The 26867-nt window shown below is 65.0% G+C and carries 22 protein-coding genes, 1 pseudogene and 1 riboswitch; of the genes and pseudogenes, 13 read left to right on the forward strand and 10 right to left on the reverse strand.

Annotation, left to right across the window (positions count from 1 at the left end; translation table 11 throughout):
• Position 1 precedes the first annotated feature (1 nt).
• The 6 genes from ACMHYJ_RS13865 (at position 2) to ACMHYJ_RS13890 (ending at position 6349) form a co-directional block, all read left to right on the forward strand.
• Positions 2–1720 carry a thiamine pyrophosphate-binding protein gene (locus ACMHYJ_RS13865; RefSeq protein WP_414246774.1) on the forward strand — a complete coding sequence of 573 codons (1719 nt, stop codon included), beginning with the start codon at positions 2–4 and terminating at the stop codon, positions 1718–1720.
• On the forward strand, positions 1701–2618 hold the full coding sequence (locus ACMHYJ_RS13870; protein ID WP_414246775.1) for a branched-chain amino acid ABC transporter permease: 918 nt from the start codon (positions 1701–1703) through the stop codon (positions 2616–2618). The genes ACMHYJ_RS13865 and ACMHYJ_RS13870 overlap by 20 nt, the downstream gene beginning before the upstream one ends.
• Positions 2618–3553 (forward strand): branched-chain amino acid ABC transporter permease, encoded by a 936-nt coding sequence (locus ACMHYJ_RS13875; RefSeq protein ID WP_414246776.1) that lies wholly within the window; start codon positions 2618–2620, stop codon positions 3551–3553. The genes ACMHYJ_RS13870 and ACMHYJ_RS13875 overlap by 1 nt, the downstream gene beginning before the upstream one ends.
• A complete protein-coding gene (locus tag ACMHYJ_RS13880) occupies positions 3543–4352 on the forward strand; it encodes an ABC transporter ATP-binding protein (RefSeq protein WP_414246777.1) in 810 nt (269 codons plus the stop codon). The genes ACMHYJ_RS13875 and ACMHYJ_RS13880 overlap by 11 nt, the downstream gene beginning before the upstream one ends.
• Before the next feature lie 8 nt (positions 4353–4360).
• The gene (locus tag ACMHYJ_RS13885; protein ID WP_414246778.1) at positions 4361–5077 is read left to right on the forward strand and encodes an ABC transporter ATP-binding protein; all 717 of its coding nucleotides are present in this window, start codon (positions 4361–4363) and stop codon (positions 5075–5077) included.
• Between the two features lie 96 nt (positions 5078–5173).
• Positions 5174–6349, forward strand: coding sequence for an ABC transporter substrate-binding protein (locus ACMHYJ_RS13890; protein ID WP_414246779.1), 1176 nt, complete (start codon positions 5174–5176; stop codon positions 6347–6349).
• 18 nt (positions 6350–6367) lie between these two features.
• On the opposite strand, the gene ACMHYJ_RS13895 is transcribed toward ACMHYJ_RS13890, so the two are convergent.
• The 5 genes from ACMHYJ_RS13895 to ACMHYJ_RS13915 form a co-directional block, all read right to left on the reverse strand.
• Positions 6368–7726, reverse strand: a complete 1359-nt coding sequence (locus ACMHYJ_RS13895) for a tryptophan--tRNA ligase (RefSeq protein ID WP_414246780.1) — start codon at positions 7724–7726, stop codon at positions 6368–6370.
• 93 nt (positions 7727–7819) lie between these two features.
• Positions 7820–8911, reverse strand: coding sequence for a cell division protein ZapE (gene zapE / locus ACMHYJ_RS13900; protein ID WP_414246781.1), 1092 nt, complete (start codon positions 8909–8911; stop codon positions 7820–7822).
• 9 nt (positions 8912–8920) lie between these two features.
• Positions 8921–10348 carry a dihydrolipoyl dehydrogenase gene (gene lpdA / locus ACMHYJ_RS13905; protein ID WP_414246782.1) on the reverse strand — a complete coding sequence of 476 codons (1428 nt, stop codon included), beginning with the start codon at positions 10346–10348 and terminating at the stop codon, positions 8921–8923.
• Between the two features lie 60 nt (positions 10349–10408).
• Positions 10409–11602 (reverse strand): 2-oxoglutarate dehydrogenase complex dihydrolipoyllysine-residue succinyltransferase, encoded by a 1194-nt coding sequence (gene odhB, locus ACMHYJ_RS13910; RefSeq protein ID WP_414246783.1) that lies wholly within the window; start codon positions 11600–11602, stop codon positions 10409–10411.
• A 39-nt stretch (positions 11603–11641) separates the two neighbouring features.
• Positions 11642–14521 (reverse strand): 2-oxoglutarate dehydrogenase E1 component, encoded by a 2880-nt coding sequence (locus tag ACMHYJ_RS13915; protein ID WP_414246784.1) that lies wholly within the window; start codon positions 14519–14521, stop codon positions 11642–11644.
• Between the two features lie 313 nt (positions 14522–14834).
• Here ACMHYJ_RS13915 and ACMHYJ_RS13920 point away from each other — a divergent pair, with 313 nt between their 5' ends.
• Positions 14835–17129 carry an NADP-dependent malic enzyme gene (locus ACMHYJ_RS13920; RefSeq protein ID WP_414246785.1) on the forward strand — a complete coding sequence of 765 codons (2295 nt, stop codon included), beginning with the start codon at positions 14835–14837 and terminating at the stop codon, positions 17127–17129.
• A 52-nt stretch (positions 17130–17181) separates the two neighbouring features.
• Here ACMHYJ_RS13920 and tssE read toward each other — a convergent pair whose 3' ends face one another.
• Entirely contained in the window at positions 17182–17619 is a 438-nt protein-coding gene (gene tssE, locus ACMHYJ_RS13925) for a type VI secretion system baseplate subunit TssE (protein WP_414246786.1), read from the reverse strand.
• Between the two features lie 199 nt (positions 17620–17818).
• Positions 17819–17930: riboswitch (TPP riboswitch) on the forward strand.
• Between the two features lie 90 nt (positions 17931–18020).
• Here tssE and ACMHYJ_RS13930 point away from each other — a divergent pair.
• From ACMHYJ_RS13930 to ACMHYJ_RS13940, 3 genes are all read left to right on the forward strand, one after another.
• Positions 18021–19457, forward strand: coding sequence for a sodium:solute symporter family protein (locus ACMHYJ_RS13930; protein ID WP_414246787.1), 1437 nt, complete (start codon positions 18021–18023; stop codon positions 19455–19457).
• 66 nt (positions 19458–19523) lie between these two features.
• Positions 19524–20279: a TenA family protein gene (locus ACMHYJ_RS13935; protein WP_414246788.1), complete on the forward strand. Its 756-nt coding sequence runs from the start codon at positions 19524–19526 to the stop codon at positions 20277–20279.
• Between the two features lie 179 nt (positions 20280–20458).
• Positions 20459–21040, forward strand: a complete 582-nt coding sequence (locus ACMHYJ_RS13940; protein ID WP_414246789.1) for a DJ-1/PfpI family protein — start codon at positions 20459–20461, stop codon at positions 21038–21040.
• Here ACMHYJ_RS13940 and ACMHYJ_RS13945 read toward each other — a convergent pair.
• Positions 20958–21226, reverse strand: a pseudogene (locus ACMHYJ_RS13945) (hypothetical protein); the annotation flags it as partial. The gene ACMHYJ_RS13940 and the pseudogene ACMHYJ_RS13945 overlap by 83 nt on opposite strands.
• A 131-nt stretch (positions 21227–21357) precedes the next feature.
• Between ACMHYJ_RS13945 and ACMHYJ_RS13950 the strand changes: the two are divergent.
• The 3 genes from ACMHYJ_RS13950 (at position 21358) to ACMHYJ_RS13960 (ending at position 24513) form a co-directional block, all read left to right on the forward strand.
• A complete protein-coding gene (locus tag ACMHYJ_RS13950) occupies positions 21358–21894 on the forward strand; it encodes a YcnI family protein (protein WP_414246790.1) in 537 nt (178 codons plus the stop codon).
• Between the two features lie 22 nt (positions 21895–21916).
• Positions 21917–23503 (forward strand): CopD family protein, encoded by a 1587-nt coding sequence (locus ACMHYJ_RS13955; RefSeq protein ID WP_414246791.1) that lies wholly within the window; start codon positions 21917–21919, stop codon positions 23501–23503.
• A gap of 140 nt (positions 23504–23643) precedes the next feature.
• Positions 23644–24513, forward strand: a complete 870-nt coding sequence (locus ACMHYJ_RS13960; protein ID WP_414246792.1) for a pirin family protein — start codon at positions 23644–23646, stop codon at positions 24511–24513.
• Positions 24514–24554: 41 nt separating this feature from the next.
• Here the strand turns inward: ACMHYJ_RS13960 and ACMHYJ_RS13965 are convergent, their stop codons facing one another.
• From ACMHYJ_RS13965 to ACMHYJ_RS13975, 3 genes are all read right to left on the reverse strand, one after another.
• Positions 24555–25193 carry a DUF4351 domain-containing protein gene (locus ACMHYJ_RS13965; protein WP_414246793.1) on the reverse strand — a complete coding sequence of 213 codons (639 nt, stop codon included), beginning with the start codon at positions 25191–25193 and terminating at the stop codon, positions 24555–24557.
• Between the two features lie 11 nt (positions 25194–25204).
• Positions 25205–25507, reverse strand: coding sequence for an Rpn family recombination-promoting nuclease/putative transposase (locus tag ACMHYJ_RS13970; RefSeq protein WP_414246794.1), 303 nt, complete (start codon positions 25505–25507; stop codon positions 25205–25207).
• 289 nt (positions 25508–25796) lie between these two features.
• Positions 25797–26810 carry a DUF4351 domain-containing protein gene (locus ACMHYJ_RS13975; RefSeq protein ID WP_414246795.1) on the reverse strand — a complete coding sequence of 338 codons (1014 nt, stop codon included), beginning with the start codon at positions 26808–26810 and terminating at the stop codon, positions 25797–25799.
• Positions 26811–26867 lie beyond the last annotated feature (57 nt).

Consider the following 26867-nt stretch of genomic DNA (forward strand, 5'->3'; position numbering starts at 1 on the left):
CATGACAATGGCATTGCAACCCCGCCTGGCGGGCCATATTCTGGTAGATCAATTGCGTCTGCACGGGACGGATCATGTCTTCTGCGTCCCGGGCGAAAGCTATCTGGCCGTGCTCGACGGCCTGGTGGACGCCGAAATCCAGGTCACGGTCTGCCGCCAGGAAGGCGGCGCCGCCATGATGGCCGAAGCCTACGGCAAGCTGACGGGCCGCCCCGGGGTGTGCCTGGTGACCCGCGCCCCCGGGGCCACCAACGCCACCCCGGGCATCCACATCGCCTCGCAGGATTCCACCCCCCTGATCATGCTGGTGGGACAAATCCAGCGCGACCACCGCGACCGCGAAGCCTTCCAGGAAATGGACTACAAGGCCGTGTACGGCTCGCAGGCCAAATGGGTGGCCGAAATCGACCAGGCCGAACGCATCCCCGAATATCTGGCACGGGCTTTCCACGTGGCGCAATCGGGCCGCCCGGGGCCGGTGGTGCTGGCCCTGCCCGAAGACATGCTGACCGAGACCCTGGCCGTGGCCGACGCCCGCCCCTGCCAGCGCACAGACAGCTACCCCGACCCCGCCCAGCTGGACAAACTGGCCGGCCTGCTGGCCCAGGCCCAGCGGCCCCTGGCCATTCTGGGCGGCAGCGGCTGGGACGCCGAATCCGTCCAGGCGTTCGGCGATTTCGCCATCCGCCACGGCATCCCCATCGCGGTGCAGTTTCGCCGCCAGATGCTGTGCCCCACCGACCACCCCAACTTCATCGGCGACCTGGGCCTGGGCGTCGATCCGCAACTGCTGGCGGCGATCCGCGAGTCCGACCTGATCCTGGCGGTGGGGGGGCGCCTGTCCGAAGTGCCCAGCCAGGGCTATACCCTGTTCGGCATCCCCAACCCGGGCCGGCTGTTGGCGCACGTCCACCCGGACATCAACGAACTGAACCGGGTCTACCAGGCCGACGCGGCCCTGGCCTGCACGCCGCGCACCTGGGTGCGTGTCATCCAGGACATCCCCGGCAGTCTCACCGCCGAACGCCGGCAGCGCTGCGATGCCCTGCACGCCCAGCGTCTGGCCTGGAGCGATCCAACGCGCATCCACACCCCCGGGGCGCTGCAGATGGGGGAAATCGTGCAGCACCTGAACGCCACCCTGCCGCTGGACAGCATCATCACCAACGGGGCCGGCAACTACGCCACCTGGATTCACCGCTTTTATCAATTCCGCGCCTACGGCACGCAACTGGCCCCCACGTCGGGCTCCATGGGCTACGACATGCCCGCCGCCGTGGCGGCCAAGCGCATCTGCCCGGATCGCACCGTCGTGTGCTTCACCGGGGACGGCAGCTTCATGATGCACGGCCAGGAATTCGCCACCGCCGTGCAGTACAAACTGCCCGTCATCGTGATCCTGATCGACAACCACATGTACGGCACGATCCGCATGCACCAGGAACGCCACTACCCGGGCCGGGTCTCGGCCACCGACCTGCACAACCCGGATTTCGCCGCCTATGCCCGGGCCTTCGGCGGCCACGGCGAGCGCGTCGAAACCACGGCCGAATTCGCCCCCGCGCTGCGGCGCGCCCTGGACAGCGGCCTGCCGGCCATCGTGCATTGCCTGCTCGATCCCGAAGCCATCACGCCCACCACCACCATCAGCCGCCTGCGCGACGCGGCGCTGCGCAGCCACCCGGCACCGGAGGCCCCCCATGATCCAGATCATTCTTGACAGCCTGATCCGCGCCTCGGAGCTGGCCCTGATCGGGGTCGGCCTGACCATGGTCTACGACATCCTGCGCTTCGCCAGCTTCGCCCACGTGCAGTTCGGCACCATCGGCGCATTCGTCGCCCTGTCCATCAGCCTGGCGCTGCCCCTGCCCGCCGCCTGGGCCATCCTGGTCGGCGCGCTGGTCGCCTGCGTCATCACCGGCGGCCTGGGGGTACTCAGCGACAAACTCATCTTCGCCCGGCTGCGCAACCGGCCCGCCGCCATCCTGATGATCGCCTCGTTCGGGCTGGGCATGGTCATGCAATACGGGGTGCAGGCCATCTGGGGGGCCGGGGCCCACGCCTATCCCCTGCCCCTGGCGCGGCCCTGGATCGTGTTCGGCGGCCGCCTCTCGCCCGCCGGCGCCGGGGTCATCGCCGCCGCCGCCGTTTCGATGCTGGCCTTCCACCTGCTGCTGACCCGCACCAAGCTGGGGGTCGCCATGCGGGCCACCGCCGACAACCCCCAGCTATCCGAAGCCAGCGGCATCACCACCGAGCGCATCATCCGCATCGTCTGGTTCATCGGGGCGGCGCTGGGCGCCCTGGGCGGCATCATGCTGGGGCTGGTGGCCCAGATCCAGTCCAATATGGGCTTTGAAATCATGGTGGCGGTGTTCGCCGCCGTGATCGTCGGCGGCATCGGCAATGTCCACGGCGCCGTGCTGGGGGCCGGTGTGGTCGCTTTTGCGGAAAACATCGGCCTGGTCATCAACTGGGCCCCCTTGGGCAGGCTGTTGGGCCTGACGACCGAAGCCCACCTTTACATCCCCGTCGGGTTCAAAACCGGCATCACCTTTGTCATCCTGATCCTGATCCTGCTGGTCATGCCACGGGGCATTCTGGGGAGGCGCGCCTGATGATCGACTTTCTCGTCTATCTGCTGACCATCGTCGGCATCTATGGGCTGATCAGCCTCAGTCTCAGCTTCCAGTACGGCCAGACCGGGCTGGTCAATTTCGGCCAGGTGGCGTTCTTCATGGTGGGGGCCTACCTGTCCAGCATCGCCACGGCGATCATGGGCTGGTCCATGCTCACCGGCTTTGTCCTGGCCCTGATCGGCGGCGGCCTGCTGGGCGCCCTGATGGCCCTGCCCATCGGCGACCTGCGCCAGGACTACTGGGCCATCGCCACCCTGGCGGCGGCCGAACTCATCCGCATCATTTTCCTCAACACCAACCTGGGCAGCGATTACGTGGGGGCATCCTACGGCATCAGCGGCATCCCCGCGCCGCTGCGCGACGTCATCCCCGCCGCGCAATACGGCTACTTCTATCTGGCGCTCGTCCTGCTGTGCGTGGCCGGGGCCTATCTGCTGGTCTCCTGGCTGAACCGCTCGCCCTTCGGGCGGGTGCTCAAGGGCATCCGCGAAAGCGACGAAGTGGCGCGCGCCCTGGGCAAGGACGTGCGCCGCGCCCGGATCGGCGCCCTGGTGATCGGCGGCATTCTGGCTGCCGCCGGCGGCAGCCTGTACGCCCATTTCGTGGGCTTCATCGACCCCCGCTTCTTCATGCCGCTGGAAACCTTCCTGATCTGGGCCATGGTGATCATGGGCGGGCCGGGCAACAACCTGGGCGCCCTGGCCGGCACCCTGGTCATCGAGCTGATCTACAACTCCACCCGCTTCATCGACGTCCCGCCGGAATTCTCCGCCACCCTGGCCGCCCTGCGCATGGTGCTGATCGGCGTGCTGATCATCCTGGTCATCCTGTACCTGCCGCGCGGCCTGGTGCCCGAACGCAAACGCCTGTACCACCGGCCCGCCCCGGCCGCAGGAGACCGCCATGCTGCTTGAAGTCAACAAAGTATCGCGGCATTTCGGCGGCCTGGTGGCGCTGCAGGACGTGTCCCTGACCGCGGCGGCAGGCCAGATCACCGGCCTGATCGGCCCCAACGGCTCGGGCAAGACCACGCTGGTGCACATTATTTCCGGCTTTCTGCGGCCCAGCGCCGGCCAGATCCTGTTTGAAGGGCAGGCCATCGAACAGCTGAAACCGCACCAGATCGCCCGCCTGGGCCTGTGCCGCACATTCCAGATCACCCTGAATCCCCAGCGCATGACCGTCATGGAAAACATGCTGCTGGGCGCCCGCCAGCAACTAGGCGAGCGCCTTCTGATGGCCGCCCTGCATCCGCAGGCCGTGCGCCGCGAAGAACAGCGCAACCTGGATCGCGCCTGGCATCTGCTGGAAATGGTGAAGCTGCAGCATCACGCCAACGAACTGGCCGGCGGCCTGTCGGGGGGCCAGAAAAAGCTGCTGGCCCTGGTGCAGGTACTGATGGCCGACCCCCGGCTGATCCTGTTGGACGAGCCCGTGGCGGGGGTCAACCCCCGGCTGATCGACGACATCGTCGAGGTCATCAAGACCCTGCGCAAAGGCGGCCAGAGCTTCCTGATCATCGAACACAATATGGCGGTGATCCGCGAACTGTGCGACACCCTGTGCGTGCTCGACATGGGCCACGTGCTGGCCGAAGGCCCCGTCGAAGACGTGCTGGGACGAGAAGACGTGCTGCGGGCCTATATCGCCGCCGGGGGCCAGCTCGACCCCGACACGGCAGTCGCCGGCGGCGGCCAATCCACCGAGGCATAGGAAGGCATATGGGTATCCTGCAAGTTCAAAACCTGGTGGCCGGCTACGGCGATACGGAAATCCTGCACGGCGTGCAATTGGACGTCGCCGAAAACCAAATCACCACCATCATCGGCCCCAATGGCGCGGGCAAATCCACCCTGCTGAAGTCGCTCATGGGTTTCCTGATCCCCCGCTCCGGCCGGGTGCTGTTCGACGGCCGGGACATCACCCATCTGGCCGCCCACAGCCGGGTGCTGGAAGGCATCGCCTTCGTCCCCCAGCTGGACAATGTCTTCCCGTCGCTGTCGGTCGAGGAAAACCTGAAGATGGGCGGCTACACCCTGGCGCGCGACCAGGTCGCCGAGCGCATCGCCCTGCAATACGAACGCTTCCCCCGCCTGGCCGAACGCCGCCACCAGCGGGTGCACACCATGAGCGGCGGCGAGCGCCAGATGCTGGCCTTGGCCCGCGCCCTGATGACCGAGCCCCGCCTGTTGCTGCTGGACGAGCCCACCGCCGCCCTGTCGCCGCGCATTGCCGCCGAAGTCTTCGAGAAAATCCAGGAAATCAACGCCCGGGGGCGCACGGTGCTGATTGTTGAACAAAATGCCGAACTCTCTTTGCGGTGCTCGGCCTTCGGCATTGTGATGGCGGACGGAAAAAACGCCTTCGACGGCCCCGCCGACCGCATTCTGACGGACGAAAAGATTCGTGAAGCCTATCTTGGCACGGCCAAGCACTAGCCTGACGAAACCCGCGCACGGTGTGCGCGCCCACCCGGCGGGCCCGCAGCCCCGGCCACTGGCCGCAAGCCCGCCACCCACCCGGAGGTAGACAGCATGAAAAAGACATTCATCCACCTGGCCGCAGGGGCCACCACGGCCTTGTTCTGCGCGGGCCTGATCAGCCCGGCCCTGGCCGCCGACATCAAGATCGGCGTCCTGGTTCCCCTGACCGGCACCAGCGCCATCCAAGGCAAGGATATTTCCCGGGGCATCCAGCTGGCCGCCCAGCGCATCAACCAGGGTTTCGACATCCCGCAAAAAGACGGCTCGACCATCCGCGTCGATCCCAAAGTACTGGGCGGCGAGATCAAGCTGGTGATCGAAGACACCGAATCCCGCCCGGCATCGGCCCTGGACGCCATGCGCAAACTGGTCAACGTGGACAAAGTCCCCGTGGTGCTGGGGGTTCTGTCCAGCGGGGTCTGCGTCCCCACCGGACAATTCGCGCAGCAGGCCAAGGTCGTGGAAATCTGCTCCTCGTCGACTTCGCCCGAACTGCGGAAAATCGGCCCCTACCTGTTCAGCACCATGGGCCTGGATGACCTGATGGGCCGCGCCGTGGCGGAATTCGCCCAGGGAGACTCCGGCGGCAGCACACTGGCCACCCTGTCGACCAACAACCCGTTCGGCGTGGGGATGGAAATCCAGGCGTGCCAGCAACTGGAAAGCGCCGGCAAGGGCAAATGCGTCACCAAGGTGCGCTATGAAGAAGGCAAATCGGACTACAACGCCGACCTGCGCCGCACGGTCTCCCAAGACCCCGATATGGTGATGTTCACCGCCTACGGGGCCGAAGCCCGCCTGCTGATGCAGGAAGCCTACCAGCAGGGCATCCAGGTCGGGAAAAACTGGTACGCCGACTATCCGTCCCTGTGGATCACCGACATCGAGAAAACCCCGGAAATCGGCGAAGGCATCAAGGGCCTGGAACCCGGTTCGGCCGGCCCGGCCTATGACGCCTATTCAGCCGACTACAAGCAGGCCTTCGGCGAAAGCCCGACCAGTGTCTTTGGCAGCTATGCCTACGACTCGGCCATGCTGGTGGCCCTGGCCATCCAGCAGGCGGGGGCGGCCAATGCGGACGCCATCCGCGACGCCCTGACCCCGGTTTCGCAAAACTATGCGGGGGTGACCGGCGACAAGGCCTTCGACGAAGACGGCATGCAAAAGACCGAATCCTACCGGCATGTCATCGTCAAGGACGGCAAGCTGCTGCCTTATCAAAAATAAGCCCAGCCGGCCCCAAGGTTAAAGGCTGGCCAGGGCCTGTTGCACCCGGGGCAAGGCCTCGGGCAGGCAGCGCGCCCAGCACTGGCCCGCCACCGCCAGGCTGACCTGGCCATCGGCGTCCGGCGCCAGGGCGGCAAAATCCAGCTGGGCCACCTGGCGGCCCAGCTGGTTCAGCTGCTTGGGATCGGCAAAGGGTTCACTCAGCAGCAGTTCGGCGCCATCGGCGGCAAATAGGCGCTGGCGAAACCCGCCATCCGCTTCGCGGAAGGACACCAGGCGCGCCTGGGCGGCTTTTCCGGCCCGGGCGGCATCGGTTTTCCGGCCACCGGCCGCCCCGGCGGCCGCGGGCTGGCGCAGGCCCACGGCGGCGCGCAATTGATCCATGAAAGGCACTGCAATGCGGCGGGCCTTTTCCGCCCCCGCCTGCAGAATATCTTCGATGCGCCCCGGATTGGCCATCAGCCGGGCGTAGTTGTCGCGCATCGGCCCGATCTGATCCTCGATGCATCGGCACAGGGCCTGCTTGGCCTCGCCCCAGCCCAGGCCATCGGCCAGCGCCTGCTTGAACGCATCCGCCTGCGCATGCGTGGCGAAAGCCCGGTACAAGGTGAACAGATGGGCGCTGTCGGCGTCCTTGGGTTCGCCCGGCAGGCGCGAATCCGTCACGATCTGCGCGACCGCCGCCTTCAGGGCCCGGGCCCCACCTTCGAACAAGGGAATGGTGTTGTGGTAGCTCTTGGACATCTTGCGCCCGTCCAGGCCGGGCAAAGTGGCCACGTCCTCGTCGATCTGCACCGCCGGCAGGACGAACAAATCCTGGCCATACAGGTGGTTGAAGCGCTGGGCGATATCGCGCGCCATCTCCAGGTGCTGGATCTGGTCGCGCCCCACCGGCACCCGGTGGGCGTTGAACATCAGGATGTCCGCCGCCATCAGAATGGGATAGGAAAACAGGCCCATGGTGACGCCATCGTCGGGTTCTTCGCCTTTTTCCAGATTGGCGTCCACCGAAGCTTTGTAGGCGTGCGCCCGGTTCATCAGGCCCTTGGCGGTGACGCAGGTCAGCATCCAGCACAGCTCGGGGATCTCGGGGATATCCGACTGCCGGTAGAACGTGACCCGATCCGTGTCCAGCCCGGCGGCAATCCAGGTGGCGGCGATTTCCATGCGCGACTGGGCCACCCGCAGCGGGTCGCCGCACTTGATCAGGGCGTGGTAGTCCGCCAGGAAGAAAAACGCATCCACGTCCGGCTCGATGCTGGACTGGATGGCCGGCCGGATCGCCCCGGCATAGTTGCCCAAATGGGGCGTGCCCGACGTGGTGATGCCCGTCAGGACGCGGCGGCGGCCGGCGAGAGAAGGAGAGGTCGTGGTCATAGGCTTGAAAAAGGCGAAAATGAATACCGCCCCGGCGTCAGCATCGTGCCCCGGCGGTTCGTTTCAGGTTCAACGAAGCGCCGGCGCATCACACTACAGCACCACGGCGGCCCGGCGGGCTTCGTCCAGATATTCACGCGACTGCATCTCCATCAGGCGCGACACCGTGCGTGAAAATTCGTTGGACAGGGGGCCATCAGTATAGAGTTCATCGGGCGGGCACTGGGCCGACAGGATCAGCTTGACCTTGTGGTCGTACAGCACGTCCACCAGCCAGGTAAAGCGGCGCGCCTCGGACGCCTGGCGCGGCGCCATGCGCGGCACGTCCGACACGATCACCGTCTGAAAGCGGTCGGCCAGATCCAGGTAATCGTTTTGCGAGCGCGGCGTGCCGCACAGGGCCATGAAGTCGAACCACACCACCGTGCCCGCCAGGGCGATGGCTTGGATTTCGCGGTTTTCGATCAGCAGCACGGGTTTTTGCCGAGCGGTGTCGGCCAGACGGTCGAAGGCCGAACGCAGCTCGTCATGCGTGGCCGCCACGATGGGCGTGATATAGGCGCGCAGTTGCGCCAGCGTGCGGCGGCGATAATCGACGCCCGCATCGACGTTCAAAACGTCCATTTTTTCCTGGATCAGGGCGATGGCGGGCAAAATGCGGTCGCGGTGCAGGCCATCGGGATACAGGGTGGAAGGCTCGTAGTTGGACGTCATGACGAACGACGTGCCATATTCGAACAGGCGCATCAGCAGCCGGTACAGAATCATGGCATCGGCCACATCCGAGACATGGAATTCGTCGAAGCAGATCAGCCGGTAGCGCTTGGCGATATTGCGCGCCACGTGATCCAGCGGGTCGGCCTCGCCGCTGACGGCGCGGATTTCGCGGTGCACGCCGCGCATGAATTCATGAAAATGCAGGCGGACTTTGCGTTTGACGGGCACTGTCAGGTAAAACGCGTCCATCAGAAAGCTTTTGCCGCGCCCCACCCCGCCCCACAGGTAGACCCCGCGGGGCACGGCCGGGTGCAGGAAAAGTTTTTTCAGGCGGCTGGAGCGCTGCTGCTTGAACGCAATCCAATCGTCGTAATACTGTTGCAGGCGCTGAACCGCCGCGCGCTGGGCTTCGTCGGCGACGAAGCCCTTGTCGCGCAGGGCCTGCGCGTAATACGCGCTGACATCCATCCGAAGGCTTTACAGGTTGAGCGTGCGTTTGTCCACCGCCAGGGCGGCTTCCTTGACGGCTTCGGACAAGGTGGGATGCGCGTGGCAGATGCGGGCGATGTCTTCGGCGGCGCCACGGAATTCCATGATGGCCACGGCCTCGGCGATGAGCTCGGAGGCCATCGGCCCCACAATGTGCACCCCCAGGACTTCGTCGGTCTTGGCGTCGGCCAGGACCTTGACGAAGCCGGTGGTATCGCCCAGGGCGCGGGCGCGGCCATTGGCCATGAAGGGGAAAGACCCCGCCTTGTAGTCGCGGCTTTCAGCCTTCAGGGCCTGTTCGGTCTTGCCCACCCAGGCGACCTCGGGCGAGGTGTAGATGACCCAGGGGATGGTGTCGAAATTGACATGCCCGTGCTGGCCCGCGATGCGTTCGGCCACCGCCACGCCTTCTTCCTCGGCCTTGTGGGCCAGCATGGGGCCGCGCACCACGTCGCCCACCGCCCAGATGTTGGACAGGTTGCTGCGGCAGTCCTCGTCCACCACGACGAAGCCGCGCTCGTCCAGCTTCAGGCCGATGGTATCGGCCCCCAGGCCCTGGGTGTTGGGCACCCGGCCAATGGAAACGATCAGGCGGTCGACGTCCAGGGACTGCTCGGCCCCGGCGGCATCGGTGTACGGCACGCTGACCGACTTGGCGCCAGCCTTGACTTCGCCGATGCGCACGCCCGTGTGGATGGCGAGCCCCTGCTTGACCAGGGCTTTCTGGGCTTCCTTGGCCACATCGCGGTCCACCGCGCCCAGGAAATCGGGCATGGCTTCGAGGATGGTGACTTCGGCCCCCAGGCGGCGCCAGACGCTGCCCATTTCCAGGCCGATCACGCCCGCGCCGATGATGCCCAGTTTCTTGGGCACGGACGGGATGCGCAAGGCGCCATCGTTGGACAGGATCTTGTCCTCGTCGAACGGCAGGCCCGGCAGCGCGCGCGCGCTGGACCCGGTGGCCACCACCACGTGGCGGCCTTCGAGGTCTTCATCAGCCTTGCCCGCGACCTTGACGGACCAGCCGAAATCGGTCTTGCCCGCCAGGGATCCGGTGCCGTGGAAGAACGACACCTTGTTTTTCTTGAACAGGTACAGAATGCCCTGGTTGTTCTGCTCGACCACGGTGTCCTTGCGGCCGATCAGCTTGGCCAGATCCAGCGTGACGCCCTGGGCGGTAATGCCGTGCTCGGCGAAATGGTGGTTGATCTGGTCGTAGTGCTCGGACGACTGCAGCAGCGCCTTGGACGGAATGCAGCCGACATTGGTGCAGGTGCCGCCGGGGGCGGGCTTGCCCTCGGCCGTGGACCAGGCGTCCACGCAGGCCACGCTCAAACCCAACTGGGCGGCCCGAATGGCCGCGATATAGCCGCCGGGGCCCGCGCCGATCACAATTACATCAAACTGTTTTGCCATTTTGTTCTCTCAAAAAGACGCACCCCGAAGGGTGCGTACAAAACTACATCAACCCGGCGGTCAGACACTCAGCAGCAGGCGCTGCGGGTCTTCGAGGGCTTCTTTCATGGCGACCAGGGCCAGAACCGCTTCGCGGCCGTCGATGATGCGGTGATCATAGGACAGCGCCAGGTAGTTCATGGGTCGGATCACGATCTGGCCGTTTTCGACGACCGGGCGATCCTTGGTGGCATGAATCCCCAAAATAGCCGACTGGGGCGGATTGATGATGGGCGTGGAGAGCATCGAGCCGAACACCCCGCCATTGGAAATGGAGAAGGTGCCGCCGGTGAGTTCATCCAGGGTTAGCTTACCATCCTGGGCGCGGCGGCCGAAATCGGCGATCTGTTTTTCGATGTCCGCCAGGGACAGCTGATCGGCATTGCGCAGGATGGGCACCACCAGCCCGCGCGGGCTGCCCACGGCCACGCCGATGTCGAAGAAGCCGTGATAGATGATGTCCTTGCCGTCCACCGAGGCATTGACGACGGGGTAGCGCTTGAGCGCCGCCACGGCGGCCTTGACGAAGAAAGACGTAAAGCCCAGCTTCACGCCGTGTTCTTTTTCGAAGGCTTCCTTGTATTTCTTGCGCAGATCCATGATGGCCTGCATATTGACTTCGTTGAACGTCGTCAGGATGGCGTTTTCGGACTGCGATTGGATCAGGCGCTCGGCCACGCGGGCGCGCAGGCGGCTCATGGGGACGCGCTGTTCGGGACGGCCATCCAGATTGACCGGCACGGGCGCGGCCGGGGTGGCCGACGCCGCCGGGGCGGCGGAGGCGGCGTTCAGGGCATCGCCCTTGGTGACGCGGCCGGCGCGGCCCGTGCCTTCGATGGTGGCGGGATCAATGCCTTTTTCGGACAGGATCTTGCCCGCGGCGGGCGATGCCACCGAGGATTTGGTGGCCGGGGCGGCAGCGGCGGCTTCGGGCGCGGCGGCGGGGGCCTGTGCCGCCGGGGCGGCGGCCTTAGCTTCGGTGTCGATGCGCGCCAGCACCTCGCCCGAGGTGACGGTGCTGCCATCGCCCTTGACGATCTCGGACAGCACCCCCGAGGCGGGCGCCGGGACTTCGAGGACGACCTTGTCGGTTTCGACCTCGATCAGGATTTCATCGGCCTCGACGGCTTCGCCGGGCTGCTTTTTCCAGTTGAGCAGCGTGGCTTCGGAAATGGATTCTGAAAGCTGAGGAACGAGAACTTCGGTAATGGCCATAGTGATTTTTCCGGTATATCTGTCTTTGAATGAGTCGGTTTATTTGATCAGCGAAAAGCTTTTCAGCTTGGGCGAAAAGGCTTGCTCGATGAGGGCGCGCTGCTGTTCCTGGTGTTTCGCCATGTAGCCCACGGCCGGCGACGCCGAAGCCGGTCGGCCGGCGTAACCCAGTTTCTGGCCGTCGTTCATGTTCTCGTACAAGTGGTGCTGCACATAGAACCAGGGCCCCTGGTTCTGCGGTTCGTCCTGAACCCAGACCAATTCCTTGGCGTTGCCGTATTTTTGCAGCTCGGCCTGGAAGGATTTGTGCGCGAACGGATACAGCTGTTCGATGCGCAAAACCGCCACGTCCTTGCGGCCCTGTTCGTCGCGCGCATGGACGAGGTCGTAGTAGACCTTGCCCGAGCACACCAGGACGCGCTTGACGTCTTCGGCCACGATGTCGGCCTGGGTTTCCCCGATGACGGGCAGGAAACCGCCGGTGGCCAGGTCTTCCAGAGGCGACGCCGCGCTTTTGTTGCGCAGCAGGGATTTCGGCGTGAAGATGACCAGCGGCTTGCGAAACTGGCGGATCATCTGGCGACGCAGGACGTGGAAAATCTGCGCCCCGTTGGTGGGCTGCACCACCTGCATATTGTTGTCGGCGCACAGCTGCAAAAAGCGCTCGATGCGGCCCGAGGAGTGTTCCGGGCCCTGCCCTTCGTAGCCATGCGGCAACATCAGCACCAGACCGCAGGCGCGGCCCCACTTGGCCTCGCCGGAAGCGATGAACTGGTCGATGACGACCTGGGCGCCGTTGGCGAAGTCGCCGAACTGGGCTTCCCAGATGGTCAGGATGTTGGGCTCGGCCGTGGAATAGCCATACTCAAACCCCAGCACGGCGGCTTCGGACAGCACCGAGTCGATCACCGTGAAGGGCGCCTGGTTTTCGGAAACGTTTTGCAGCGGGATATAGGTGCCCGCGTCCCAGCGTTCGCGCTTTTGGTCGTGCAAGACCGCGTGGCGGTGCGTGAACGTGCCCCGGCCGGAATCCTGCCCGGTGATGCGGATGGCGTAGCCATTGGCCACCAGGGTGGCGAAGGCCAGGTGTTCGCCCATGCCCCAGTCCAGGGGGTGTTCGCCGCGCGCCATGGCCAGGCGGTCGTGCAGCAGCTTGTTCACCAGGGGATGCACGGTAAAGCCGTCGGGCACCTGGGTGAGCTTTTCGCCGATGCGGGTGAGTTCGGCCAGCGGCACCGCGGTATCGGCCTGATCGGTCCATTTGGCCCCGAGGAAAGAAGACCAGTCGGTGGCGTATTTGTTCTTGTAGTCGGTCAGCACGGGTTCGACCGTGCGCTGGCCGTCTTCCATCAGTTGGCGGTAATCCTTGACCAACTGATCGGGTTCGCCTTCGGCCAAGACCCCCTGGGCCACCAGGCGGTCGGCATAGACCTTGCGGGTGCCAGGATGCTTGCCGATGCTTTTGTACATCAGCGGCTGGGTGAGCGACGGGGTGTCCTGTTCGTTGTGGCCCAGCTTGCGGAAGCAGACGATGTCCACCACGACGTCGTGGCCGAACTGCTGGCGGTAATCCAGGGCCAGCTTGGTGGCAAACACCACGGCTTCGGGGTCGTCGCCATTGACGTGAAACACCGGCGCTTCGATCATCTTGACGACATCGGTGCAATAGGTGGTGGAGCGGGTATCGCGCGGGTCGGAGGTGGTGAAGCCGATCTGGTTGTTGATGACGATGTGCAGGGTGCCGCCCGTGCCGTAGCCGCGCGTCTGGGCCAGGTTGAGGGTCTCCATGACCACGCCCTGGCCGGCGAAGGCCGCGTCGCCGTGCACCAGCACGGGCAGAACCTGGTCGCCCTTGGCATCGCCCCGGCGATCCTGGCGGGCGCGCACACTGCCCTCGACCACGGGATTGACGATTTCCAGATGGGACGGGTTGAACGCCAGCGACAGGTGCACAGGGCCGCCGCGCGTGGAGAGATCGCTGGAAAAGCCGTTGTGGTATTTGACGTCGCCGTCACTGAGCGCCTGAGTGTGCTTGCCTTCGAATTCGGCGAACAGATCGCCCGGCATCTTGCCCATGATGTTGACCAGCAGATTCAGACGGCCCCGGTGAGCCATGCCGACCACGATTTCCTGCACGCCGTTTTCACCCGCGTGGTTGACGACTTCGTCCATGGCGGCGATGAAGCTTTCGCCGCCTTCCAGCGAAAAACGCTTCTGGCCCACGTATTTGGTGTGCAGAAAACGTTCGAGGCCCTCGGCCTCGGTGACCTGCTGCAGGATGTTGCGCTTTTGTTCGGTGGTGAATTCGGGCACGCCCAAGGTGGATTCGAGGCGTTCTTGAATCCAGCGCTTGATGGCGGGGTCCGCGATGTACATGAACTCGACCCCGATATTGCGGCAGTACGTATCCTGCAGGGCCTTGATGATGTCCCGCATGGTCATCGTGTCGGCCTTGGTGAAATACGTATTGGTCGCGGAATAGATCTGGTCGAGATCGGCCTCGGACAGGCCATAGAACGCGGGATCGAGCTCGGGGATGGCCGGGCGTTCGCTGCGTTTCAGGGGATCGAGCTGGGCGATGCGCGAGCCCATCGAACGATAGGCGGCGATAATGGACTGGACATAGACCTGCTTGCTGGCGATGGCCAGCGACTGGTCGGAAGCCTGGGCCGGGCGCACTTGGAAGGTGTTTTCGCGGGCGCGCTGGGCGAATGAAGCCACAATGGGGGCGTGGGCCTGGTCGCGGGTGGCCTCGCGGCCATCGGCGGCGGGCTGATGCTGCAGCTGGTCGAAGTAGCCGCGCCATTGATCCGGGATGGAACCTGGGTTATTGAGGTAGTCTTCGTAGAGTTCTTCTACGTAGGGTGCGTTCGCACCGAAAAGATAAGAGTTGGACTGGAGTTCTTGTTCCGTGGACATTGTGCGCTTCACCTGACGGGTGTTTCACCCGAACGATGCAGATTAATAAACCTTCCGCGACTCGGCCAGACCGATTAGCGGATAGCAGGGGCAGAAGGCCGGTTGTACGACGCCTTGCATAAGCCGTATTAAGGCTAAAGTATACCCGTCTTGCCTCGCGGGTTTAAACTGAACGGCTCAAAACGCCCGGTCTATGCCGCTTTTCACGAAATTGGCGTTGGGTTTATCAAACACTTGCACGGCCTGGCCCCCACACCCCGCGACCAGACCCGACAGCACCCCATATCCAAATAACATCGGAGCCTCGCACATCATGATCCAGAACGACGACCGCGCCAAAATGGCGCTGGATTACCATGAATTCCCCACCCCGGGCAAAATCTCGGTGGTACCCACCAAGCCCCTGGCCAATCAGGACGACCTGACCCTGGCGTACTCGCCCGGCGTGGCCACCGCCAGCATGGCCATCCATGCCGAAGGCGAGGCCGCCGCGGCCAAATACACCTCGCGCGCCAATCTGGTGGGGGTGGTCACCAACGGCACGGCGGTGCTGGGCCTGGGCAACATCGGCCCGCTGGCGGCCAAGCCGGTCATGGAAGGCAAGGGCTGCCTGTTCAAGAAATTCGCCGGCATCGACGTGTTCGACATCGAGCTGAACGAACATGATCCCGACAAGCTGGTGGACATCATCGCGGCGCTGGAGCCGACCCTGGGCGGCATCAACCTCGAAGACATCAAGGCGCCCGAATGCTTCTATATTGAAAAGAAGCTGCGCGAGCGCATGAAAATCCCCGTGTTCCACGACGATCAGCACGGCACCGCCATCATTTCCTCGGCGGCGGTGCTCAACGGCCTCAAGGTCGTGGGCAAGGCGCTCAACGAAGTCAAGCTGGTGTGTTCAGGGGCTGGGGCCGCCGCCATCGCCTGCCTGGATCTCCTGGTCAAGCTGGGCGTTGCGCAGAAAAACATCTTCGTCGTCGATTCGCGCGGGGTCATCTGGCGGGGCCGCGACGAAAACATGGAAGCCAACAAGGCCCGCTACGCGCAGGACACCGATGCGCGCACCCTGGCCGACGTCTGCCAGGGCGCGGACGTGTTCCTGGGCTGCTCGGCCCCCGGCGTGCTGACCCAGGACATGGTGCGCAGCATGGCCAAGCAGCCGCTGATCCTGGCCCTGGCCAACCCCGACCCGGAAATCCGGCCGGAGGACGCCAAGGCCGCCCGCCCGGACTGCATCGTGGCCACCGGCCGATCCGACTACCCCAACCAGGTCAACAACGTGCTGTGCTTCCCGTTCATTTTCCGGGGGGCGATGGACTGCGGCGCCACGGTCATCAACGAGGACATGAAACTGGCCTGCGTCAAGGCCATCGCCGAACTGGCCGAAGCCGAAAGCAGCGCCGAAGTCGCCGGGGCTTACGCCGACCAGGATCTGTCCTTCGGCCCCGAATACATCATCCCCAAACCCTTCGACCCCCGCCTGATCGTCAAGATCGCCCCGGCGGTGGCCCAGGCGGCGGCGGATTCCGGTGTGGCGCGCCGCCCGATCGAGGACATGGACGCCTACCGCCAGTCCCTGATGAGCATCGTGTACCACTCCGGGCAATTGATGCGCCCGCTGTTCCGCCAGGCAAAATCCGCGCCCAAGCGCGTGATCTACGCCGACGGCGAGGACGAGCGCGTGCTGCGCGCCGCCCAGACCGCCATCGACGAGCAGATCGCCTTCCCGATTCTGGTGGGCCGCCCCAGCGTCATCAACATGCGCATCAGCAAGTTCGGCCTGCGTCTGGCGCCGGGCAAGAACATCGAGATCGTCGACCCGGAAGACGATTCCCGCTTCAACGAAACCTGGTCGGCCTACTACAAGCTGCGCGGCCGCGAAGGCGTGACGCCGGACATCGCCAAGGCCATGGTGCGCAAGCACAACTCGCTGATCGGCGTCATGCTGCTGCAGCGCGGCGACGCCGACGCCATGATCTGCGGGGTGGCCAGCCGCTTCGACAACCAGCTGAAATACGTGCAGGAAATCATCGGCCTGAAGCCCACGGCGCGCACCTACGCCGCCATGAACGTGCTGATGCTGCCCACGCAGACGCTGTTCATCTGCGACACGCACGTCAACGAAAACCCGGACGCCGAACAGATCGCCGACATGACGATCCTGGCGGCCGAGGAAGTCCGCCGCTTCGGCATCGTGCCCAAGATCGCCCTGCTGTCGCATTCCAATTTCGGCAGCCGGCCCTCGGCCTCGTCCCTGAAAATGGCCGAAGCCCGGCGCATCATCGCCCAGCGCGCCCCCGACCTGGAAGTGGACGGTGAAATGCACGCGGATTCGGCCCTGTCCGAAACCATCCGCACCAAGGCCTACCCCGACACCACCCTGAAGGGGCCGGCCAACCTGCTGATCACCCCCAATCTGGACGCCGGCAACATCACCTACAACATGCTGAAGATGACCGGCAGCCACGGGGTCGCCATGGGGCCGGTGCTGCTGGGCGCGGCCCGCCCGGTGCATATCCTGACCACCAGTTCCACCGTGCGGCGCATCGTCAACATGACCGCCCTGGCCGTGGTGGACGCCCAGCAGGAGGTCGGGCAGGCCATCTAGGCGGCGTATCGGCGTTCGGGCGCCATCCCGGATGGCGCGCCCGGCGCCGCAATCAGAAGTTACGCAAGGGCTCGATGAAAATCCGGCCCGACGAATTGATCCGCACGCTGACGGCGAACGGCAGATCCGGGGCGCCCGCGCGGGCGGTGGTCAACAGGCCGGACAGCTCGAAGCGCAGGGCGATGACGTCGCGCCGTTCGGACGACACCGCGATCCGGCACTGCCGCAGGCGCGGCTCGAACTGGCTGACCTGGCGCAAAATGGTCTCGGACAAGGCTTCGGGCGTGCCCACCGAAAACGAGCCGGCGATATTGCTCATGTCGGCCAGGCCATACTGCGCATCAATGGGCACGGATCCCGCCCGGGTATTCAGCAGCCGCGTCAGGTGCTGCACCACAGAGGCCGCCAGTTGGCGATCCGGCGGCGAACCGGCCGCCAGACCCGGATCTTCCAGACTGGTCAGGCGTTCCAGCAAACGAATCTGACTCATGGCGCTTCTCCCTTGACACGGCCAGAATCGCTGGCCCCACGGCTGATTTTACGGGATCGTCATGGTGTCGGGGCGGCGGGGGCCCGACGACCGGGGCCCGCGCACGGCGAGCGCATGCGAATCAGGCCCGCGTATCGGCAAGCCCATGCGCTGGCAGGCCCATGCATTGACAAGCCCGCGCATTTGTCTTAAATTTTTGGGCTGTTCCTAGGGGTGTCCAATTTTTTGGGCTGAGACTTCGCCACACCCGGCGATAACCCTTCGAACCTGATCCGGTTCATACCGGCGAAGGGAAGGATCGCACCATCTGCCATTTCTGGCGCCTTCCCCCTTTTCTTGTCTGCCGCCCGGGCTGGCTTGCGCCCCGGCGGCCTGATCGGCGCGCGCGCCAAGGGGACATCATGTTAAGCACTTTCGCCACCCTGTCGTGGCTGATCATCTTTTCCATCGGCTTCGCCCTGGCGGGCATCTGGTATGCCCGCCGCAGCCGCGACAACCTGGAAGACTTCATCGTGGCGCGCAACAGCCAGACCGCCACGGCCACCATCCTGACCCTGCTGGCCTCGTCCCTGGGGGCCTGGATTCTGTTTTCCCCGGCGCAGGCCGCCACCTGGGGAGGCATCGGGGCCATCACCGGCTATGCCATCGGATCCATGTCCCCGCGCCTGACCATGATCCCGCTGGGCCAGCGCATGCGCGAACTGATCCCCCACGGCCACACCCTGACCGAATTCGTCATGGTGCGCTACGGCAGCGGCCTGTATAGGCTGGTGCTGGTCATCATGATGTTCTACCTGTTCATCTCGCTGACGGCCGAAATCACCGCCATCGCCAAAATGGTGACGCTCATCGCCCCCATCCCCCTGTGGGTGACGGGCGGGATCGTGCTGGGCTGCACGCTGCTGTATACCGCCTGGGGCGGGCTGAAAGCGTCCATCTTCACCGACAAGATCCAGATGGTGATCATCGTGCCGCTGCTGGGTGTGCTGGTGCTGCTGGGTTGGCAGGCCAGCGGCGGCATCGGCCACGTCACCCGCACCCTGCAGGCCACGGCCCCCCAGCTGCTGGATTTCGGCAATGCCTCGGGCATCAAGGCCGGGCTGACGTTCTTTGTCGCCATCCTGCTGACCGGCCTGTTCCACCAGGGCAACTGGCAGCGCGTGTATGCCGCCCAATCCACCCGGGCCATGCGTCGCGGCTTCCTGCTGGGCGGCCTGCTGGTCGCCCCGGTGATCTTCCTGATGGGCCTGTTCGGCCTGGCCTTCGTGGCCCAAGGCGGGGGGGACGATTCGGTGGCGCTGTTTACCGTGCTGATCCCCAACCTGCCCCTCTGGTTCGCGGTGGCGCTGATCCCCCTGGGCCTGTCCCTGGTGATGAGCAGCGCCGATACGGCCATCAGCGCAGTCTCCAGCATGATTGCGGTGGACGCCCGCCGCCTGCTGCCGCACGCGCCCAACGACACCCTGATGCGCTATGCGCAGATCGCCATCTACGTCATGGCCGTGCCCGTGTGGCTGGTCTCGGCCCAGGGCTACAGTGTGCTGTATCTGTTCTTGCTGGCCGACCTGTTGTGCTCGGCCGCCGCTTTCCCGGTGTTCTACGGGCTGTACAGCAGCCAATACAACGGGCGCACGGCCCTCATCAGCACCGTGGGCGGCCTGCTGGCCGGCTTGTCCGTATTCCCCGCGCCCGACGGCAACATGGACACCTTGCTGGAATCCTTCCTGCTGGCGGCCCTGACGCCCGTGGCGATTTCCATCGTGCTCACCCGCCTGTGGCCCAGCGCCCACTACGACCTGCAGCAGATGCAACACCGCATCCGCAGTCTGCAGATCTAGACCGCCGCCACGCTCGGGCATCCGCCAGCCATCGCGGCGCAAGAACCTCACGCAAGGGGCAGACCCTTGCGCGAGACCCACTCATCCATCCACTCGACCGAACACACCATGACGACAGATTTTTCCGCCGGCCCGCACACCCGCGCCCTGTGGCAGCAGGTGGCCCCCATCGTGGCAAAAACCGAAGCACTGCCCTTTCTGAATCAGTTGGCCGATGGCTCACTGGACCCCGTGGCGTTTGTCAATTACATCCGCCAGGACAGCGTATACCTGGTGGGCTACGCCCGCGCCATGGCCCTGCTGGCCGCCCAGGCCGACAACCGCCCCGACGCCCGCTTCTGGGCGGAATCCTCAGCCTCGGCCATCAGCGTGGAAGAAGGCATGCATGGCGACCTGCTGGCGGACACCCGCCTGGCCGAAGCCTGCCGACAACTGAAAGCCGGCGACACCCCCGCCCAGGCATCGCCCACCACCCTGGGCTATGTCTCCTTCCTGCTGGCCACCGCCGCCACCGAATCCTACGGCATCGGCGTGGCCGGCGTGCTGCCCTGCTTCTGGATATACGCCCACGTGGGCAAGGTGCTGGTGCGGCGCGCGGGCGCCCTGGCGGCCGATCATCCCTACGCCACCTGGATCGCCGCCTACGACAGCGATGTCTTCGATCAATCCACCCGCCACGCGGTGGGCATCCTGGAAAAAGCCCTGTCTCTGGCCACGGAAACCGAACGCCGGCGCATGATCGGTGTCTTCGAACAGGCCTGCGTGTACGAATGGCATTTCTGGGCGACGGCGCACGCCCTGCAAGGCTGGGCGCTGGACTGAACCCAGCCGGGCGCGGGACTGTTCTCGACGGCGCTTTTCCTGCACAATCCGAGTGTGAACCGTCCAGCGCCGGACACGACACGAGCCGCTTGCTGGCGGCCAGGCGGGCCAGCAACGTCGCACGGCAAGCCCAGGCGCTGAAGACAAGTATCCGAACAAACCAAACAGGAGACCAGGCCATGGCCAAAAAACTATTGATGCTGGTGGGCGATTACGTCGAAGACTACGAAGTCATGGTGCCTTTCCAGGCGCTGCTGGCCGTCGGCCACAGCGTGCATGCGGTCTGCCCGGACAAAAAAGCCGGAGACTCCGTGGCCACGGCCATCCACGACTTTGAAGGCGCGCAAACCTACAGCGAGAAACCCGGCCATCGCTTTACGCTGAACCACGATTTCGACGGCCTTGACCCCGCCGCCTACGACGGCTTGGTCGTGCCCGGCGGACGCGCCCCCGAATACCTGCGCATGAACCCGCGCGTGCTGGAAATCGTGCAGCATTTTCACCAGGCCAATAAACCCATCGCCGCCATCTGCCACGGCGCCCAGTTGTTGGCCGCCGCCGGCATCCTGCAAGGCAAAACCTGCTCGGCCTATCCGGCCTGCGCCGCCGAAGTCCGCCTGGCCGGCGGCACCTACGCCGAAATCGGCATCGACCAGGCCCACACCGATGGCAAGCTGGTCACCGCCCCCGCCTGGCCCGCCCACCCTGCCTGGATTGCACAATTCCTGGCTGTGCTGGGCACGACGATCCAACACACCTGAACCGCAGCCACGCCCCCGCCGGGATCTGCCCGGCAAATTCAGCCGGGCCGCGCAGACCACGGCAATGACCGGATAACCGCCGGTCAGGGGATGATCGGCCAAAAACAGCACGGGTTGACCGTCCGCAGGCACCTGAATGGCGCCCGCCACCGCGCCTTTGCTGGGCAGTTCCCCGGGCTCGCGGCGCCGCGCCCAGCAGTTGCCAACCGCCGGGGCTGTCCGTGGGCATTTGTCCTGCCGCCAAAAAAGTGGAATGATCATGTTTTCCCGTCGGCGCATCCCGCCGCCGGGCCCTTTCACTCACCCCCACCCGACTCATGCCCCACTGCAAATCCATCCTACTGGCCAGCCTGCTGTGCATGGCCGGCGCAGCCCCGCTGGCGCACGCCCACATTACCCTGCAAACCCCCAGCGCCGCCGTAGGCAGCCGCTACCATGCCGTCCTGCGCGTCGGCCACGGCTGCCAGGGCGCCGACACCACGCGCATCCGCGTGCGCATCCCCGACGGCGTGCTGGCAGTCAAACCCCAGCCCAAGGCAGGCTGGGATCTGGCCCTGAAAGAAGGCCCATACAGCCAAGCCGAAACCCTGCACGGCGCCACCGTCGACCACGGCGTGCGCGAAATCGAATGGACCGGCGCCCTGCCCGATGCCTATTTCGACGATTTCAGCTTCATCGCCACCCTGTCGTCCGCCCTGAAACCCGGCGACACCCTGTATTTTCCGGTAGTCCAGGAATGCACCCAGGGGGTCTCGCGCTGGATCGACACCAGCGGCGACAAAACCGCCGACAATCCCGCCCCCGGCCTGAAATTGACCGCGCCGCAGGCCCACGGCGGCCACCACGAACACTAAGGAAGCCGCTGATATCAAGTCCATGAAGTCATTCAAGGCGCCCGTGCGCATGCTCTGGATCTGCCTGCTGGCCCTGGCCTGGATGCCCTGGGCCTGGGGGCACGCCAGCCTGGTGTCGTCCGTGCCGGCCGACGGCGCGGTACTGGCCCAGGGGCCGGACGCCATCCAACTGCATTTCAACGAGCCCGTCAACGCCACCGTCCTGCGGCTGATCGGCCCCGACGGACAGGCCCACACGCTGGCCCCGGAGGGCGCGCAAGGCGCGGACATCCGCCTGACGCCGCCCAGCCCCGCCGGCGACGGCGCCTACCTGCTCAGTTGGCGGGTGGTGTCCGCCGACGGCCACCCGATCGGCGGCGCCCTGTCCTACACCCTGGGGGCCAGCGCGACCGCCCTCGCCCCCCAGGCGGCCCAAACCCTGCAAGACCCCGCCGCGCCCCTGCGCAACGGGTTCATCTGGCTGGTTCGCTGGCTGGGCTATCTGTGCCTGTTCACCGCCGTCGGCGCCGCCCTGTTTCGCGCCATGATGCCCAACGCATCAGCCGACCAGACCCGCTGGGCAGTCCGGGCGGCCGCCTTGGGCGGCCTGCTGCTGCCCCCGGCCCTGGCCCTGCAGGGGCTGGATCTCCTGGCGGCACCCTGGAGCCAGGCCCTGTCGGCCGCCGTCTGGCGGCAGGCCTGGGACAGCCCATATGCCGGCACTCTGATCCTGATGGGCCTGGCCCTGCTGGCGGCCGCCAGCGTGGGCCACATCCAGCGCAAACCCCTGCTGAAGCGCGTGGGCCTGGTCAGCCTGATGCTGGCGGGCGCGGCCCTGGCCGCCAGCGGACACGCCAGCACCGCGCCGCCGCAGTCGCTGTCGCGCATGGCCGTCTTCCTGCATGCGGCCACCGCCATCGCCTGGATCGGCGCGCTCATCCCCCTGGCGTGGGAACTCCAACCCGGCAAACTGCTGGGGCTGTCGATCTTGAATAACTTTTCCCGCTGGATCAGCCCGATCGTGGCCGTGCTGGCCCTCAGCGGCGCCTGCCTGATCTGGCTGCAGCTGACGCAACCCGCCGACCTCTGGCAAACCACCTATGGCCGGGTACTGGCGGCCAAGCTGGCCCTGGTGGCGGCGCTGCTTGGTGTGGCGGCCCATAACCGCTGGAAGCTGACCAAGCCAGCCCTGCAAGGCCAGCGCCCCGCCCGCCGGCAACTGCGGCGCAGCATCCTGGCCGAACTGATTCTGGCGGCCCTGCTGCTGGCCGTGGTCGCTTTGTGGCGCTTCACCCCGCCCCCGCGCAGCCTGGACGCGACCGCCACCCCCGCCGCCACGATTCCCGCCACCACCCTGAGCATCAGCCGCGTCGCCGCCCGGGTGACGCCCGGCGCGCCGGACTGGATCATCCGCCTCGACCAGCCGGACGGCCAGCCCTTCGCCGCCGAAGGGTTGAGCCTGCTACTCAGCAACCCCGAGGCCGGCATCGAAACCCTGGTCGTCCCGGCGAAACCGCAAAACCAAGGCATCTGGGCCGCCCGCCCCCCCTTTCTGCCGCCCACGGGGCACTGGCTGGTTGGTGTTCAGATCCTGGTGAACGATTTCGAACAGATCAATCTGTCGGATTAGCGGGTTCAAAAGTAGACATATCCGACGAAATACCGCAGGATAGATCCGCATGGCGCCACACGGCGGCCCTGCAAACGCGTTTCGCCAGATCGCCAGACAAAACACCCGGCCCATCCAGGCTACCCAAACAAGGAAACCCCATGGACGCCACACTCCTGATCGACCGCCGCACCCACGACCTGGGGGGCGGCTTCATCGTGGGCCGCGTGCTGCCTTTTCGCAAGCGCCGCATGGTGGGGCCTTTCATTTTCTTCGACCACATGGGCCCGCTGGAACTGGCCGCCGGCGCCCCGCGCGAACTGGATGTGCGGCCACACCCGCACATTGGCCTGTCTACCGTCACCTACTTGTACAGCGGCGCCATCACTCACCGCGACAGCCTGGGCTCATTGCAGGAAATCCGCCCCGGCGCGGTCAACTGGATGACCGCCGGCAGCGGCATCACCCACAGCGAGAGGCTGGAATACGCCCGGGCCCACGGGGCCACCATGCACGGCATCCAATCCTGGGTGGCCCTGCCACGCGAAGCCGAGGAAACCGCCCCCAGCTTCCACCACTATGCAGGGGCCGATCAATTGCCCGAATTCACCGAAGACGGCGTCCATAGCCGCCTGATCGCGGGCGCCATCGACGGGCAGACGGCGCAAGTGCAAACCCACTCCCCCTTGTTCTACCTGCACTGGCGCATGGCCGCCGGGGCGCGCCGCAGCCTGAACACCCAATACGCAGAACGCGCCGTCTACGTGGCCCAGGGGTCTATCGAAGTCGGCCACCACCCCTTGGCCGAAGGACAAATGCTGATCCTGCCCGCCGGGCAGCCCGCCCAGATCACGGCGTTGCAGCCCGCCACCGTCATGCTGCTGGGCGGCGAGCCCATCGGCGAGCGATTCATCTACTGGAATTTCGTGTCATCATCCAAGGATCGCCTGGAACAGGCCAAGGAAGATTGGCAACAGCAGCGTATGAAGCTGCCGGTGGGGGATGACCAGGAATTCATTGCCTTGCCTTGACTGCTCAAGAGCGCCCGCAGGCGGGATGCACAACCGCACCCTTAGCCCTGGAACACATCCGCCAAAGTGCGCGCATCCACAAAATTCAGCGACCAGGCCTTCAATTCCGCCGTCTGTGCAGCACGAATGCGTTCGATGACCGGGGCGGGAACTTGACCGAAGCGGCGTTCGATCTGCCGCAGCAGTAAATCGGCTTGGCCTTCGATTCGGCCTTCCTTCAGCCACTGTTTGACCCAGATACCGGGTTCTTCGGCAATCCTCATGTCCAGCTCCTGCAGGGTGTTGGTCGGAGGTAGGGATTCTGGCAAAGTGGCATTGCGTTCGATCATCAGCACCAGCCAAGCAGTGATGCTGCGGTTCAGTTCCTGGCTTTCGGGCAGGGCCAGGATGGCCCGGGTCAAGGCGTGCAAAGATTCTTGCCACTGCGCTATGTTACGGCCATGCCGTAAGCGAAACAACAGGGTTGCCAGATTGTGGCCGGGGCGGCCAATGGATTTCAGCAAGTCGCGCTCACGAACCAACAGGTAGCGCATCTGCGGCTGGTACGCCTGCAGCGCCGCCGGGATTTTGCCCGCCAGGCCGGATAAATCCTGTGCGGCCGCCCAACGGCGCGATCCGCTGTAGAACACGACCGGCAACGCCGGCGGCAGGGGCAGGCGGATTTGCTTGTTGCGCAGCAAGGTCTGGTAGCTCAGGCAGGTGTAGGTGGCGGGCGTTCCGCGCCGTGCCGGATGCCGGAGGCATGGCCCACATCCAAGGCTTGGGCTTTCCAGGGAACCAGCCATGCGCAATCGCCCGTGCGTTGTTTCAAGCGGTCACTGATGTGCGACGTGCTGATTGGCCGCATCCGCCGCCAATCAAGGGCATCGAACAAGGCGGGATCCATCACGCAGGCCAGGATGTCGCGCAGCAGTTCCTTGTGTTCAAACAGGCGGCGGTATGCCGCATCCAGCTTCCCCATGATGGCCTTCCGATTGCGTTCAGAAGTAAACATGATGGGGGCCCGAACCGTTGTCGTGGGAAGGCTTGGGACGATTTTGTCACATCACGGGTCAGACAACACCGATCATCATGGGCTTATAGCCCTCGGGCACCGCCAACCGATACTGTTTATCAGCCGGGCATATTCTTTAAAAAACCGTCGTACCGTTCGAGCGCCGCGTCCCAAACGCTGTTCCACCCATGGGATAAGAAAAAGCACGATTGCACGCCTTTGCCTTGTCAACGACATGGCGCGACAGTTTTATATAAACCGGCGTGCTGCGGCACGGCAGCAGCGCACCTTAATCCTTGAACACGTCATCCAAGACCTGGGCATCCACAAAATTCAATGACCAGGCTTCCAACTGTGCGCTGTTGGCCGAACGGATTTTTTCATGGACGTCGTCGGCTTGTGCGCCAAAGCGGCGTTCGACCAGGCGCAGCAGCAGATTGGCCTGGCCTTGCTCAATACCTTGCTCAATGCCCATCTTCAGCCCTTGCTGGGTATACACCCGCTCGGCAATCGTCACGTAGCTCATCTCATGCTCCTGTGCCAGCTGCCGGGCAGCCTGCAAATAATCGGTTTCCAGATCGGTGGGCAGGCGCACCACCCATTCCACCAGGCGCACCAGTTGACCAATTCGATCCCGGTCGTAGCCATAGCCGTACAAGCGGCGTACCAAGTCGATCAAGGGCCGCAGTCGCGTGGTCTTGTCCGGGTGGCGGGACGCCTGGATTTGCGCCATCACGAACACCACGAACGGGTTGTGCGGAGCCAGGGCGTCCAAGTCGTCCAGCCGATTGGCCCATTGCCTTAATTCTACAACCGGAAAGACGAATTCGGTCTTTTGCGACAGGTACTTATCTTGATGAACCAACTGCGTGACCGGCGCCTGCCCAGCGCCAGGCTGGTCGATCAGTATGCCCAGGCTGTAGATAGGCGGCGGGGCCGCCAGGCCCCGCCGGCGCATTTCACGGATCTGCAGCAGCGTGTGGTACTGGAAGACGCGCCAGGAAAACGCCCGAAAATCCGCCTCAGTGGCCAGCCGCCCCTGGACTTCCAGATGCACCTGCAAGTACGCGGGATGCCCGGACAATAGCCGTACCTTGACCAGCTTGTCCACCATTTTGCGGCCTTTGGATGGAACCGCCGCATGTCGGATGGCCTGCAATTCTTTGTCCAGAAACTCAATCGGCGCGCACCAATCGACCAGCGCGTATAAATCCGGGGCCAACAGCTGGATGGCCTGCGGGGAGAACAATTCCAGCGCCTCTTTCCAGGGACTGTCGTAGTCGTTCACGGGTCGGGTGGTCATGGCGGGCATCCAGAACAGGGTGCAGCCATTGTGGATGCCAGCCCGGCAAACCACTAT

Source organism: Castellaniella hirudinis (assembly GCF_047468865.1).
Lineage (GTDB): Bacteria > Pseudomonadota > Gammaproteobacteria > Burkholderiales > Burkholderiaceae_B > Castellaniella > Castellaniella hirudinis_A.

Bases quoted from the DNA above. Each gene is read 5' to 3' on its own strand.
- ACMHYJ_RS13865 (WP_414246774.1), top strand. From the start codon at position 2: ATGACAATGGCATTGCAACCCCGCCTGGCGGGCCATATTCTGGTAGAT.
- ACMHYJ_RS13870 (WP_414246775.1), top strand. From the start codon at position 1,701: ATGATCCAGATCATTCTTGACAGCCTGATCCGCGCCTCGGAGCTGGCC.
- ACMHYJ_RS13875 (WP_414246776.1), top strand. From the start codon at position 2,618: ATGATCGACTTTCTCGTCTATCTGCTGACCATCGTCGGCATCTATGGG.
- ACMHYJ_RS13880 (WP_414246777.1), top strand. From the start codon at position 3,543: ATGCTGCTTGAAGTCAACAAAGTATCGCGGCATTTCGGCGGCCTGGTG.
- ACMHYJ_RS13885 (WP_414246778.1), top strand. From the start codon at position 4,361: ATGGGTATCCTGCAAGTTCAAAACCTGGTGGCCGGCTACGGCGATACG.
- ACMHYJ_RS13890 (WP_414246779.1), top strand. From the start codon at position 5,174: ATGAAAAAGACATTCATCCACCTGGCCGCAGGGGCCACCACGGCCTTG.
- ACMHYJ_RS13895 (WP_414246780.1), bottom strand. From the start codon at position 7,726: ATGACCACGACCTCTCCTTCTCTCGCCGGCCGCCGCCGCGTCCTGACG.
- zapE (WP_414246781.1), bottom strand. From the start codon at position 8,911: ATGGATGTCAGCGCGTATTACGCGCAGGCCCTGCGCGACAAGGGCTTC.
- lpdA (WP_414246782.1), bottom strand. From the start codon at position 10,348: ATGGCAAAACAGTTTGATGTAATTGTGATCGGCGCGGGCCCCGGCGGC.
- odhB (WP_414246783.1), bottom strand. From the start codon at position 11,602: ATGGCCATTACCGAAGTTCTCGTTCCTCAGCTTTCAGAATCCATTTCC.
- ACMHYJ_RS13915 (WP_414246784.1), bottom strand. From the start codon at position 14,521: ATGTCCACGGAACAAGAACTCCAGTCCAACTCTTATCTTTTCGGTGCG.
- ACMHYJ_RS13920 (WP_414246785.1), top strand. From the start codon at position 14,835: ATGATCCAGAACGACGACCGCGCCAAAATGGCGCTGGATTACCATGAA.
- tssE (WP_414246786.1), bottom strand. From the start codon at position 17,619: ATGAGTCAGATTCGTTTGCTGGAACGCCTGACCAGTCTGGAAGATCCG.
- ACMHYJ_RS13930 (WP_414246787.1), top strand. From the start codon at position 18,021: ATGTTAAGCACTTTCGCCACCCTGTCGTGGCTGATCATCTTTTCCATC.
- ACMHYJ_RS13940 (WP_414246789.1), top strand. From the start codon at position 20,459: ATGGCCAAAAAACTATTGATGCTGGTGGGCGATTACGTCGAAGACTAC.
- ACMHYJ_RS13950 (WP_414246790.1), top strand. From the start codon at position 21,358: ATGCCCCACTGCAAATCCATCCTACTGGCCAGCCTGCTGTGCATGGCC.
- ACMHYJ_RS13955 (WP_414246791.1), top strand. From the start codon at position 21,917: ATGAAGTCATTCAAGGCGCCCGTGCGCATGCTCTGGATCTGCCTGCTG.
- ACMHYJ_RS13960 (WP_414246792.1), top strand. From the start codon at position 23,644: ATGGACGCCACACTCCTGATCGACCGCCGCACCCACGACCTGGGGGGC.
- ACMHYJ_RS13970 (WP_414246794.1), bottom strand. From the start codon at position 25,507: ATGTTTACTTCTGAACGCAATCGGAAGGCCATCATGGGGAAGCTGGAT.
- ACMHYJ_RS13975 (WP_414246795.1), bottom strand. From the start codon at position 26,810: ATGACCACCCGACCCGTGAACGACTACGACAGTCCCTGGAAAGAGGCG.